Below are 12,983 nucleotides of genomic sequence, written 5' to 3' on the forward strand. Positions count from 1 at the left end.
GTTGCGGCCAACGCCCTCGTGCACGGGCTGAGCGGCGGTAAACCTGACGCGCAACCCTCCAGGCCCCGCACTCCGGCCGTCCGCCCCGCCACGCCGCCGGCCGGCGAGATCCGGCTGACGCGATCGAATGCCGGCGAGCGCTGGCACATGCGCCCTGACGGACCGGCGAAGATCGAGGGCAAGCTGAGATACCTGACCGACCATCGCCAGCCGGGCATGCTGGTGGGTCGGATCTTGCGCGCCGCCATTTCCCACGCGAGGATTCTCTCGATTGACACAAGCGCGGCTGAGGCCTTGCCCGGCGTCGCGGCAGTCGTCACGCATCGCGACATCGCCGGAAGCAACGCCTTCGGCATTGTCGTGCAAGACCAGCCGGCGCTCTGCTTCGACAAGGTCCGCTATGTCGGGGATGCCGTCGCGGCGGTGGCGGCAGTCGATGCCGAGACCGCCGAGCGCGCGCTCGGCCTCATCCAGGTGCGCTATGCGCCGCTGCCCGTCGTCTCCGATCCGGAGCAGGCGCTTTCAGCCGACGCCGAGCCCGTGCACGCGGCGGGCAATTTGCAAACCTCCCTCGGCTTCGAACGCGGTGACATCGCCGACGGTTTTGCCCGCGCCGCCCGCGTCGTCGAGGGCGTCTACGAAACGCCGCGCCAGATGCACGGTTTCATGGAGACCGAAGGCGGCTATGCCTTCGTAGATATGGATGGAACACTGAATGTCTGCGCCGGCGGCCAGTACGGCCTGCGCGACCGGCTGCAGCTTTCGCGCATCCTGGGCCTGCCGGAGGAGAATATCCGCGTCGTCACCAGTCCGACGGGAGGCGCGTTCGGCGGCAAGGACGAGCTGACCGTGCAGCCGGCGCTCGCCTTGCTCGCCCTCAAGACCGGTCGCCCGGTGCGCCTGCAGCTCGACCGCGCCGAATCCGTCCTTGCCGGCGCCAAGCGCAACGCGATGAAGATCCGCATGCGCACGGCCTGCGATGCGGACGGCTTGCTGCTTGCCCAACAGGTGGATGTGATCTCCGACGCCGGCGCCTACGCCTCGCTTGGGCCCGCAGTCCTGGAAACTGCGCTCGAACACGCCTGCGGGCCCTATGTGGTTCGGAATGTTCGCACGTCGGGCAGGCTCGCCTACACCAACAACGGCGTGTGCGGCGCCTTCCGCGGCTTCGGCGCCAACCAGATGGCTTTCGCGGTCGAATGCCAGATGGACCGGCTGGCAGCGGAATGCGGACTCGATGTCCTGGAAATCCGCCGCAGGAATATGCGCAAGCCTGGCACGCGCGGCTATCTCGGCCAGGTCGTCGCGCCGTCCGAGCGCCTGGAGGAAATGCTCCAGGCCGCCGCGGCCGACCCGATCTGGCAAAAGCCTCGCGGCCCATCCGATGATGGTTCCGAAATCGTCGGCACCGGCATGGCGATGAACTACCAGGGCAACGGGCTGGGCACGCTGCCGCCCGATCCGGCAGGCGGCGCGTTGCGGCTCGCTGCCGACGGCGCGATCGAGGCGCTCTACGGCCTGGACGAGATGGGCCAAGGCCTGCTGACCTCGATCAGGTCCGCCGTCGCCTCAGCGCTGGGTTGCGGCCGCGACGACATCAGGCCGGTGACCGGCGATACGGGCCGGACCCCGGAATCCGGCTCGACCACGGCGTCGCGCGGCACCTTCGTCGTGTGGAAGGTCGCGGCGAAGACGGCTCCGGCGCTGGCCGAGCGCATCCTCGCTCGTGCGGCCGAAGACCTCGGCCGGGAGCCCGCAACCCTGGCGATCGCACCGGGCGGCATCGTCGAGCGCCATTCGAACAGCGGCGAGTTGCTGCTGAGCTTCGCCGCGCTGGCGGAAGGGCTCGATCCCGAAGAACTGCCTTTCGCGGCAACGAGCTTCGAGTTTCCCAAGTCTGACTATTTCGAGGGCAATGCCCGCATGATCTTCGCCTTCGGCGTGACCCTGGCGCGGGTGGCCGTCAGCCGCATCACCGGGCAGGTGCGTGTGCTCGATCTCAGCCAGCATACCGCCGCCGGGCCGATCCTCGATCTCGCCGCCTATCTCGGCCAGATCGAAGGCGGCGGGCTGCAGGGCGTCGGCTTCACGCTGACCGAGCACGCCGCCATGCAGGACGGCCGCTACGTCACCGCCAACCTGGACACCTACATGATGCCCAGCATTGCCGACGCGCCCGAATCCGTCGCAACCTACGCGCTCGAGGACCTCGACCCCGGCGACCCGTTCGGGCCGCGCGGCGCCGGCGAGCTCGGCATCGGCGCGGTCACGCCGGCGATCGCCAATGCGGTTGCCGACGCGACCGGCGTCTGGCCGCACGCCGCGCCCTTCGATGCCGAAAGGCTGCTCGACGCGCTGGGAGCGGCGGCATGATCGAGACGATTGCGGTCGCCTTTCGCCTCAACGGCGCGGACACGGCGATGCAGGTTCCGCCTGACATGCGCCTCATCGACATACTGCGCGAGCGGCTGGGGCTGACGGCGGCCAAAAAGGCGTGCGGCATCGGCCGCTGCGGCGCCTGCGCCGTGCTGGTGGATGAGCGGCCGGTGAATGCCTGCCTGCTGATGGCATGGCAGATCGTCGGCGCGGACATCCTCACGCCCGAAGGTCTCGACGCCCTGCCCGAGGCGGCCATCATCCGCAGCGCGCTTGCCGAGGAGAACGCCTTCCAGTGCGGCTATTGCGCGCCAGGCTTCACGATCGCGCTGACGGCGCTGCTGCGTGAGCACCTCGACGCCGACGAGCCCGCCATCCGCGCGGCGCTCGAAGGCAACATCTGCCGCTGCACCGGCTATCACTCCATCATCCGTGGAGCGCTCGCGCCGTCAGGGCAATGGCGGACCGCAGCGCTCCGCCATCCACTCAGGGCTGAGAACGGAATCCAGGCCATGACCATCGCCATCCGCAACAGCGATCCCAGGCACGAGAGCGTGAAGGCCTTTCTCGCGCGACCACGCCTGCAGCACCTGATCGGCGGCCGATGGTACGACGCTTCCGATGGCGCGACCATGCCGGCCACCGATCCCGCCAGCGGACGCCTGCTCGCCAAGCTTGCGCAGGGCACCGCGGAGGATGCCGACCGGGCCGTAGCGGCGGCTCGCTGCGCGTTCGAGAGCGATGCCTGGTGCGGCATGACGTCTTCGGCGCGCGGCAAGCTTTTGTGGCGGATCGGCGAGGCGATCGACCGCCAAGCGGACGAGCTTGCCGAGCTTGAGACCCTCGACCAGGGCAAGTCGCTGAAGACCGCGCGCTTCGGCGAAATACCGGCAGCCGCCGAGCAGTTCCGCTACTTCGCCGGCTTCGCCACCAAGATCCTTGGCACGACCATTCCCACCTCCATCTCGCACCAGCCGGTGGGCAAGAAGATCTTCGCCTATACGACGCGCGAGCCGATCGGTGTAGTGGCGGCCATCACGCCGTGGAACTCGCCGCTGTTGATGGCGGCGATGAAGCTCGCGCCCGCGCTCGCCGCCGGCTGCACCGTCGTGTTGAAGCCGGCGGAGGAGACCTCGCTCACGGCGCTGAGGCTCGGCGAGCTCATGATCGAGGCCGGCCTGCCGGCCGGCGTCGTCAATATCGTCACCGGCCCGGGCGAGACGGTCGGCGCCGCGCTTGCCGCGCATCCGGGTATCGACAAGGTCGCCTTCACCGGCTCGACCGAGGTCGGCAAGCTGATTGTCGTTGCCGCAAGCGGCAATCTGAAGAAGCTCACGCTCGAGCTCGGCGGCAAGTCGCCGGCCATCGTCATGCCCGATGCCGATATGGAGCTCGCGATCCCCGGCATCGCGCGCAGCATCTTCGCCAATGCCGGCCAGGTCTGCGTCGCCGGCTCACGCGTCTATGCCCATCGCTCGATCTGCGAAAAGCTGATCGAGGGGCTGGCGGCGGAAGCGAAGAAGCTGAGGCTCGGTCACGGGCTCGATCCCGATACCGATCTCGGACCGCTGGTCAACGCGGTCCAGGCCGAACGCGTCGCGGCTTTTGTCGCGGAAGGCGAGCAAGCCGGCGCCGACATCGTTGTCGGCGGAAAGCGGACGGGCACCTTCTTCGAGCCTACCGTGGTCACAAGCGTCAGGCCGCAGATGCGCATGATGCGCGAGGAGATTTTCGGACCCGTCGTCGCCGTGACGCCGTTCGACGAGCTGGATGAGGCGGTCGCCTTTGCCAATGACTCGCCCTATGGCCTCGCGGCAAGCCTATGGACGCGCGATCTCTCCACCGCGCATCGTCTGTCGGCGCGCATCCGTTCCGGCACCGTATGGATCAACTGCCATTCCTACTTCTCGCCGGAACTGCCCAAGGGTGGTCACAAGCAGTCTGGTTGGGGCTACGAGAACGGCGCGCCCGGCCTGGAGAACTATCTCGAGACGAAGACGGTGTGCGCCCTGGTCTGACGCGGTGCTTTTGTGCTGGTACACCGGTTCAGACTCCCAGCCGGGAACGACGTGGTCCTCGGCACCGGGAACGTTGAGCCATTTCAGGGCCGCACATCATGCGGTCGCGTTCACGAGATGGTCCGATACCGTCGAGATGAACGCGCGAAGACGCTGAAGACGCCGTAGGTCGCGGTGGTATCCCATCCAAATGTCTCGCGCTGGCGGCGACGTCGGCAGGTCCAGCCTGCGGATACCCGGGATCTGATTGCCGACCACGCGGGGCAGGACGGCGATGCCGACGCCTTGCCTGCACATGCGCCCCTGGACGTTGCGGTTGTTCGACCGCAGGACCGGTCTCGCGTTGGGGAAACTCTCGATGAGCCACGCTATGTCAGGGAAATGGCCCGTGGATGTGTCATGGGTGATCAGCCGGAAACCGGTCCCATCCCCATATTTGGGATCAGGCGCCTCCTCGGCAATATAGACGCCGTATTCGAGCCTGAAGAGTCGCCGCTGAACGACATCGGCAGTGTCGAACGGAACGATACGAAAAGCGACGTCGGCCTCCCGCTGGGCGAGGTTGAACAGGCGTGTGCCGGTCAGGATTTCGACGTTCACATTGGGATAGGCTTTGGAGAAATCCGCCAGGATAGGAGGCAGGACATAGGCCCCGAACCAGTCCGCTGACGAAATGCGCAGACTGCCTTTGAGATTCTGCTCCTGCCCCGCAAGCCGGCGCTCCATGGCCAGCGCGCCTTCTTCCATCTGCTCCGCCAGCGCGATGATCCCGTGGCCCTCGTCGGTCAGAACAAGACCATTCGCAGTCCGCTGGAAAAGCGTGTGACCGATCGCCTGCTCAAGTGCACGAAGGCGCCTGCCGACGGTCGGATGGCTTGTCTGAAGAGAACGCGCGGCGCCGCCGAGCGTGCCGGATCGCGCAATAGCAAGAAAGATCCTGACGTCACTCCATTCCATCTCGACCGCCCACACAAAACTGAACGCCGAGAATACATTTATGTCAGTTAAAGAACAAATCTAAGCACCTAGATTCCCACCATCGGTCGGTCGGACCGTCTCTCGTGTATCACCCCATGTCATTCGGAAGGATCGGCAAATGTCTCTCAAGTCTCTCTATCTCGGTGCTGCGGCTCTTGCAGTGGTGTTCGGCGCGCCCTCCGCTTTCGCGCAGCCGGCCCAAAATGTGATTTTGGTCCATGGCGCGTTGGTCGATGGCAGCGGCTGGAGGGGCGTTTATGAGCGCTTGGTCGCCAAGGGCTTGAAAGTCACGGTCGTTCAGGAACCGAACACTTCGCTGGCGGATGACGTTCAGGCGGTTCACCGCGCTATCGAGCAGCAAAATGGGCCGGTCGTCCTCGTCGGCCACAGCTATGGTGGTCAGATCATCACCGAAGCCGGCGTCGACCCGAAGATTTCGGCACTTGTCTATGTCGCGGCCATCGTCCCGGATGTTGGCGAGGGCGTAGGCGATCTGTTTGAGAAGTGGCCGAGTCCGACCGCGGACGCGTTCAAGGCGACTTCTGACGGCTTCCTGCTGTTCGACCCCGCGAAGTTCCGGGCGGGATTCGCCGCTGACCTGTCCAAAGCCGAGACGGATTTCATGACCGACTCGCAGGTGCCGGTTTCGGCGAAGATCCTCGGAACCAAGACGCAGCACGCGGCCTGGAAGACCAAGCCGAGCTACGGCATCGTGGCCGGGCTGGACATGGCTATCAGCGCCGAGGCGGAGCGGTCTATGTACAAGCGGGCAAGTGCGAAGGTCACCGAGGTGCCCGGTGCCAGCCATGCGGTTTATATCTCGCATCCGGGCGAAGTCGCCGATGTCATCGCCGAAGCGGCGAGCAAATGAAGCCGACGCCCTGATGTTCAGGCTCAGGGCTGCGGAAGTTTCGTGACCCATGCCCCGAAGCCACCCCTGTGGCTTCGGCATCGCGACCGTCCAACGCATCGGCGCGGGTCTCCCGATGCTTGAAGCTGTCCGCGGGGAGCTGAACAAAGCTGTCTCGGCGGGCCTCGGGGAGAAGGACTGGTCGTCATGGCCGACATGACGGCTCGCGGCGACGGCAGCGTGTGAAAACAACTCGGAGAAGAAGTAATGAAAACTTGGCTCATCACAGGCTGCTCAAGCGGCTTCGGCCAGCGGCTCGCGCTCGCCGCAGCACAGCGTGGCGACCGGGTCATTGCGACGGCCCGCAATGTCAAGACGATCGAGGAAATGGCCGAGCCTTTCGGCGGCCGCATGATCACCTTGCCGCTCGACGTGACGGATGCGGCGGCAGCCAAGGCAGCGGTCGCAAAGGCGGTCGAGACCTTTGGCGGGTTTGACGTGCTTGTGAACAATGCCGGCTACGCGCTGTTCGGCGCGATCGAGGAAGGCACGCCCGAGGAATATCGGCCGATGTTCGAGGTAAACGTCTTCGGTCTGATCGAAACCACCAGAGCCGCCTTGCCCGTCCTACGACGTTCGGGCGGAACGATCGTCAATATGTCGTCCGGCGCGGGCATCGAGGGTCGTGGCGGTGGAGGCTATTACCATGCCGCCAAGTTCGCCCTGGAAGGGATTTCCGAAGCGCTCGCCGGCGAGCTGATGCCGTTCGGCATTCGCGTGCTGATCGTCGAGCCTGGGCCGTTTCGCACCGATTTCCTTGGCCGTTCGATCACGATGGCGGCCAACGAGATGCCGGAATACGCCGCGAGCTCGCGCAGGCACTATCGCGAAACCAACAACGGCAATCAGGCCGGCGATCCCGAGAAGGCGATCGCGGTCATCTTGCAGGCAGTCGATGCCGATAATGCCCCGCTTCATCTGCCGCTCGGCCCGATCGCGCATTCGATCGCCGAGCGAAAGCTGGCTTCCTTTCGCAGCGATATCGACGCCTGGCGCGACATCACGATCGCCACCGATTTCGGCCAGCCCTAAGCGCTGGCCGCGAGCTCTGTTTGAACGTCAACATCGATTGGAAAGCGATCATGATCGCAACTTTGGAAGAGTTTACCCAGCAGATGGTGCCGGTGAATGGCATCAAGATCAACGCCGTCACGGGGGGCTCAGGCCCGCCGATCCTTCTGCTTCACGGTTGGCCGGAGACATGGTGGGAATGGCACCATGTGATGCCGCTGCTCGCCGAGCATTTCAGCGTGGTGGCCATGGATCTGCGCGGCGCGGGTTTTTCCGACTGCCCGCTTGACGGCTATGACAAGGCCACGATGGCGCGCGACGCGCACGAGGTCATGGTTGCCCTTGGGCATGAACGCTACGTCGTGTGCGGCCATGACATTGGCGGAATGGTGTCGTTGCCGCAGGCCGCCATCTATCGGGAGGCTGTTACCCACCTGGCCGTCCTGGATGTTCCGCTTCCCGGCTGGACCGGATGGGAGACGACAACCGCCAGGCTCTGGCACTTCAGCTTCCATATGAACCGGGATCTGCCCGAGCGCCTGATCCATGGCCGTGAATATGACTATGTTTCGACCTTCATGGCAGAGCGGTTCTACGATCACAGCACCTTCGATCCGGCGGACATCGCGATCTACGCGAAAGCAATGGCTCTTCCTGGCCGCACGCGCGGCGGCATGGAATGGTATCGCAGCCTCGCTGCCGACCATGCGGCCGCGCTCGAGTACAAGAAGCAGCCGCTCGAGATACCGGTGCTTGGCTTGGGTGGGGACCAGCGCTTCGGTGCGCAGATGGTCCCCATGCTCAAGGAGTTCGCCACCAATGTGACGGGCGGCTCGATCGCCCGGTGCAGCCACTATGTCGCGGACGAGCGGCCGGACGAAGTCGCCGCCGCTCTGATCGATTTCCTCAAGACCAATTGAAACTAGGCGCCCGCGCCGTCGTGGGCCGGGCGGATCGCCTAAATAAGAATGGAGACTGTCATGACCGCACCCGTCATTCGCGGCGTCAATCATATCGGCATCACGGTGCCCGACATCGAAGCAGCTAAATCGTTCCTGGTGGAAGCTTTCGGCGGCCAGGTGATCTACCAGTCCTTCGGACCGCAGGACCCGCCGCGACAGGGACCCGAATTCGAGCGGGCCGTCGGCGCGTTCCCCGGAACGGTCGTGCGTGCGCAGGCGATGGTCAAGATCGGAACCGGACCCGATATCGAACTCTTCGAAATGCACGGTCCCGAGCAAGCCCAGCCGATCCGGGCGAGCGACTTCGGCATTACGCACTTCGGTGTCTACACCGACGACATCGACGCATCGGTAGAGCGCTTCGAGAAGGCGGGAGGCACACCCCTCACCGCGCCGCGCGCTATTCCCTATGCAACCGAAAAAGGTCCTGGAAACAAGGTCTGCTACTGCCGCATGCCGTGGGGAACGACGATGGAATTCATCACCACGCCGGATCGCATGGCCTATCATGACCAGACGGATCTTCGCAGGTGGCAGGACGAGAACTGAGCAGGATGGTTCTCCAGCGACGCGGCGCCGGCCGATATGCCCGGATGGGCAAAATCACTCCCACTCGATGGTGCCTGGCGGCTTCGAGGTCACGTCGTAGACGACGCGGTTGATGCCCTTGACCTCATTGATGATGCGGGTGGCGGCGGCGCCGAGGAAGTTCATGTCGTAGTGGTAGAAGTCGGCCGTCATGCCGTCGACCGAGGTCACGGCGCGCAGCGCGCAGACGAATTCATAGGTGCGGCCGTCGCCCATGACGCCGACTGTCTGCACCGGCAGCAGCACGGCGAAGGCCTGCCAGATGGCGTCGTAGAGGCCGGCCTTGCGGATCTCGTCGAGATAGATGGCGTCGGCCTCGCGCAGGATCTCCAGCTTCTCGCGGGTGATGCCGCCCGGGCAGCGTATGGCAAGGCCGGGGCCTGGGAAGGGATGGCGGCCGATGAAGCTTTCGGGCAGGCCGAGCTCCTTGCCCAGCGCCCTCACCTCGTCCTTGAACAGTTCGCGCAGCGGCTCGACCAGCTTCATGTTCATGCGCTCGGGCAGGCCGCCGACATTGTGGTGCGACTTGATCGTCACCGACGGGCCGCCCGAGAAGGAAACGCTCTCGATGACATCGGGATAGAGCGTGCCCTGCGCCAGGAAATCGGCGCCGCCGAGCTTCTTCGCCTCTTCCTCGAATACCTCGATGAACAGGCGGCCGATGGTCTTGCGCTTCTTCTCCGGATCGGCCTCGCCTTCCAGCGCCGAGATGAAACGGTCTGACGCATCGACCAGGATCAGCGGCAGGTTGTAGTGCTGGCGGAACATCTCCACTACGCTTTGCGCCTCATCCTTGCGCATCAGGCCGTGGTCGACGAGGATGCAGGTCAGTTGATCGCCGACCGCCTCGTGGATCAGAAGTGCGGCAACCGAGGAGTCTACGCCGCCCGAAAGCGCGCAGATCACCTTGCCCTTGCCGACCTGCTTGCGGATCGTTTCGACCGCGTGCTCGCGATAGGCGCGCATCGTCCAGTCGCCCTCGATGCCGGCGATGTTGTGGACGAAGTTTCTCAAGAGCCTCGCGCCGTCCGGCGTGTGCACCACTTCCGGATGGAACATGATGCCGTACATCATGCGCTCGATATCGCCGAAGATGGCGAAGGGCGAGCTTTCCGACTTGCCGAGCACCTTGAAGCCCGGCGGCAATTCGATGACCCGGTCGCCATGGCTCATCCACACCTGGTGGCGCTGGCCGGGCGCCCAGAGGCCCTCGAACAGCGGGCTCTCCTTCTCGATCTCGACGAAGGCGCGGCCGAATTCGCGGTGGTTGGAGCTTTCGGCGACGCCGCCCATCTGCACGCAGAGCGCCATCTGGCCGTAACAGATGCCGAGCACCGGCACGCCGGCGTCGAAGACGATCTGCGGCGCGCGCGGGCTGCCGATGTCGGTGGTCGAGGCCGGACCGCCCGACAGGATCACCGCTTTGGGATTGATGCGCTTGAAGGCCGCTTCGGCCGATTGGAACGGCACGATCTCGGAAAAGACGCCGGCCTCGCGGATGCGGCGGGCGATGAGCTGCGTGAACTGGCTGCCGAAATCGATGATCAGGACAGTGTTGGGCAGAACGGTGTCGGGATGATTGGCTGTCGTCATGGCGAGCCTTTAGAGAAAGAAACGAGTCGGCGCAATGGGCTCAGCGCTGCGGCCTTCCGTCCTTTTGCGCCTATGCCAGCCGGATCGCGCCGGATTCGATCGCCTGCTCAAGTAGCCCAATGGCCGCGGCGAGCTTCTCGTCGATGACGTGCAGATACTCCGTCCAGTCGTTGACGTGCCTGAGATCGGCCGCGCCGTCGGAAATGCCGCGCAGCCCAATCAGCGGCACGCCGAAGAGCTGGCAGGCGCGCAGGCAGGCGAAGGTCTCCATGTCGACCATGTCGGCATCGATGGCGTCATAAGCGGCGCCGGAGATGATCGCGCCGCCGGTAGAGAGCGAGGCTGTCTTGATGCCCGGGACGACGAAAGGCAGCGGCACCGTCACCGGCAGGTCGAGGAAAGGCGTCGCCCCCTTCTCGAAGCCAAGCGGCGAAGCGTCCATGTCGCGATAGCTCACCGACACGGCCTGGTAGATTTCGGTCTGTTCCAGCTCGCGGCTGCCGGCCGAGCCCAGCGAGACGATCAGGTCCGGGAGCGCTCCTTCGGCCTTCAACGCCGCGAGTTCGGCGCTCAGCCGCACAGCAGCCTCGACCGGACCGACACCAGTCATCAGCGGCGTGAACAGGTTTTTCAGGTGCGGGCCGTATTCGGCCTCCACCGCCATCACGAAGAGAACGGATTTTTCCGACAGGCGCGACATTTCGACGGTCATGGCGGCTCCACCCCTGTTTGTTACCACTACGAAAAGGAAAGCGGCAACGCCGTCTGCCGGCCCTTTGCTATGGCTCCGGGCGTTCGTCGCTCGAAAGCCCATTTGGGGGCTTTTCGTCCGCTGCGCGGACCGCTCCTCACCCCTCGATCCCGTCGCGGCCCACCACTGTCATCATCGTGCCGGTCATCGTGGCAATCAGCTTGGCCTCGCCGTCGGCGGCAAAAGCGTAGGCCTGCCCGTCGGCGACGATGATGGTGCGGCCGGGCTTCGTCACGGAGCCGCGGAACAGGAAGCGCTCGCCCCTGCCCGGCGCCAAAAGGTTCACCTTGAACTCGATGGTCAGCACGCCGGAATTTTCGGGCATCAGCGAAAAGGCCGCGTAGCCGCAGGCCGAGTCCAGCGCGGTGGAAATGACGCCGGCATGCAGGAAACCGTGCTGCTGGGTGAGCGAGGCGGAATACGGCATCTCGATTTCGATGATGCCGGGCGTCACCAGCGTCAGCTCGGCGCCGATGGTGGCCATGGCTTTCTGCCGGGCAAAGGACGTCCTGACGCGTTCCTCGAAGTCGGGAGCGGGTACGATCTTGGCTGCCATGGTCTCCGCCTCACGTTTTGCTGGCGAAGCTTATTGCAGAGGCAGGCAACACAGGCAATCTTTTATGTTGCAGCGCAGCAAAATCGCGCGGCTCTCAGGCCCCCCTGCGCAAGGCGTGGAAATAAAACCCGTCGGTGCCACTCAGCGCCGGCGACAGCGAGATACCACCGTTGCCGGCAATGCGCGCGGCGCCTTCATGGCCGGGGAAGCGGCCGTCCCAGAGCTGGCGATGATCGACCGGCGCAAAGCCTGCATGGCGTTCGCGGAACGCCGCGACCTGCTCGCCGTTTTCGGCGTCGAACACCGAGCAGGTGATGTAGACCAGCAGACCGCCCGGCCTGACGAAGGCCTGGGCCGTGTCGAGGATCGCCTGCTGCTCTGCCTTGCGGGCATCAAGCTGCCGCTCGGTCAGTCGCCATTTGGCGTCCGGGCGGCGACGCCAGGTGCCGCTGCCGGTGCAGGGCGCGTCGATCAGCACGAGGTCCATATGACCTGAAAGAGGCGCAAGCTCCGCCGGCTTGCTGACGACCTGGATGTTGCGGTTGTGCGAACGGCGGATGCGCTCGAAGATCGGCGCCAGCCGCACCTTCTCAGCGTCATGGGCGAAGAGCTGGCCTTTGTTGTCCATCTCGGCCGACAGTGCCAGCGTCTTGCCGCCGGCGCCGGCGCAATAATCTAGCACCTGCATGCCGGGCTCGGCGCCCGCGAGCGCCGCGGCGAGCTGCGAGCCCTCGTCCTGCACTTCGAACCAGCCTTTCTGGAAAGCGGGCTCGGCCTGCACGTTCGGATGTCTGCCGTCGCCATCGATGGGCGGGATACGGATGCCGTGCGGCGCGATCGCCGCGGGTGCCGCGCCGGTGCCCTGCAGCTCGGCCAGCAGCTTGGCCCGATCGGCCTGGAGCGTGTTGGTCCTGAGGTCCAGCGGCGGACGCCGGGCGAGCGCAGCGCCTTCCTCGACCCAGGCGTCGCCATAGGCTTGCTCGAGCAAAGGCGCGCACCAGTCCGGGACATCCGCTCGCACGGCATCGGGCGCATCGGCAAGCCTGCGCTCGGCGGCTGCCTTCAATTCGGCGGCGCTGAGCAGCGGCGGCGCGAACTTGTCACCGTTCAGCGCTTCGTTGAGCGACTGCGCCGTTTGCCCCCACTCCAAGAGAAGCGCGCCGAAGCCGATGGCGCGCGGCGTGTCCTCGTCGAACAGCCAGCCGGCCGAGCGTTTGCGGCGCAGCGCGTCATAGACGAT

11 protein-coding genes are annotated in these 12,983 nt (G+C 65.3%); 6 read left to right on the plus strand and 5 right to left on the minus strand.

Annotated features, from left to right (window positions below; genetic code table 11):
- A partial coding sequence (locus EOA28_RS09170) for a molybdopterin cofactor-binding domain-containing protein (protein ID WP_128314827.1) occupies positions 1 to 2,373 on the plus strand: 2,373 nt, incomplete at its 5' end.
- Positions 2,370 to 4,394 (plus strand): aldehyde dehydrogenase family protein, encoded by a 2,025-nt coding sequence (locus EOA28_RS09175; protein ID WP_128314828.1) that lies wholly within the window; start codon positions 2,370 to 2,372, stop codon positions 4,392 to 4,394. The genes EOA28_RS09170 and EOA28_RS09175, both read left to right, overlap by 4 nt.
- A gap of 96 nt (positions 4,395 to 4,490) precedes the next feature.
- On the opposite strand, the gene EOA28_RS09180 is transcribed toward EOA28_RS09175, so the two are convergent.
- Positions 4,491 to 5,351 carry a LysR family transcriptional regulator gene (locus EOA28_RS09180; protein ID WP_127249334.1) on the minus strand — a complete coding sequence of 287 codons (861 nt, stop codon included), beginning with the start codon at positions 5,349 to 5,351 and terminating at the stop codon, positions 4,491 to 4,493.
- 181 nt (positions 5,352 to 5,532) lie between these two features.
- Between EOA28_RS09180 and EOA28_RS09185 the strand changes: the two genes are divergently transcribed.
- The 4 genes from EOA28_RS09185 to EOA28_RS09200 all read left to right on the plus strand — a co-directional run bounded on the left by EOA28_RS09185 (position 5,533) and on the right by EOA28_RS09200 (position 8,804).
- Positions 5,533 to 6,243 carry an alpha/beta hydrolase gene (locus EOA28_RS09185; protein WP_245484094.1) on the plus strand — a complete coding sequence of 237 codons (711 nt, stop codon included), beginning with the start codon at positions 5,533 to 5,535 and terminating at the stop codon, positions 6,241 to 6,243.
- Positions 6,244 to 6,489: 246 nt separating this feature from the next.
- Complete coding sequence (locus EOA28_RS09190; RefSeq protein ID WP_127249336.1) at positions 6,490 to 7,314, plus strand: oxidoreductase; 825 nt, start codon at positions 6,490 to 6,492, stop codon at positions 7,312 to 7,314.
- A gap of 50 nt (positions 7,315 to 7,364) precedes the next feature.
- Positions 7,365 to 8,213, plus strand: a complete 849-nt coding sequence (locus EOA28_RS09195) for an alpha/beta hydrolase (RefSeq protein ID WP_127249342.1) — start codon at positions 7,365 to 7,367, stop codon at positions 8,211 to 8,213.
- Between the two features lie 60 nt (positions 8,214 to 8,273).
- Positions 8,274 to 8,804 (plus strand): VOC family protein, encoded by a 531-nt coding sequence (locus EOA28_RS09200; protein WP_126078783.1) that lies wholly within the window; start codon positions 8,274 to 8,276, stop codon positions 8,802 to 8,804.
- Between the two features lie 54 nt (positions 8,805 to 8,858).
- Here the strand turns inward: EOA28_RS09200 and guaA are convergent, their stop codons facing one another.
- From guaA to EOA28_RS09220, 4 genes are all read right to left on the minus strand, one after another.
- Positions 8,859 to 10,436 carry a glutamine-hydrolyzing GMP synthase gene (guaA, locus tag EOA28_RS09205; protein ID WP_127250060.1) on the minus strand — a complete coding sequence of 526 codons (1,578 nt, stop codon included), beginning with the start codon at positions 10,434 to 10,436 and terminating at the stop codon, positions 8,859 to 8,861.
- A 70-nt stretch (positions 10,437 to 10,506) separates the two neighbouring features.
- A complete protein-coding gene (locus EOA28_RS09210; RefSeq protein WP_127250061.1) occupies positions 10,507 to 11,148 on the minus strand; it encodes a 5'-methylthioadenosine/S-adenosylhomocysteine nucleosidase in 642 nt (213 codons plus the stop codon).
- 136 nt (positions 11,149 to 11,284) lie between these two features.
- A complete protein-coding gene (locus EOA28_RS09215) occupies positions 11,285 to 11,743 on the minus strand; it encodes a PaaI family thioesterase (protein ID WP_040997552.1) in 459 nt (152 codons plus the stop codon).
- Positions 11,744 to 11,837: 94 nt separating this feature from the next.
- Positions 11,838 to 12,983 (minus strand): RsmB/NOP family class I SAM-dependent RNA methyltransferase (locus EOA28_RS09220; protein WP_148670676.1); only part of this gene is annotated, 1,146 nt, incomplete at its 5' end.

The sequence above is a fragment of the Mesorhizobium sp. M2A.F.Ca.ET.067.02.1.1 genome (genome assembly GCF_004023285.1).
GTDB lineage: Bacteria > Pseudomonadota > Alphaproteobacteria > Rhizobiales > Rhizobiaceae > Mesorhizobium.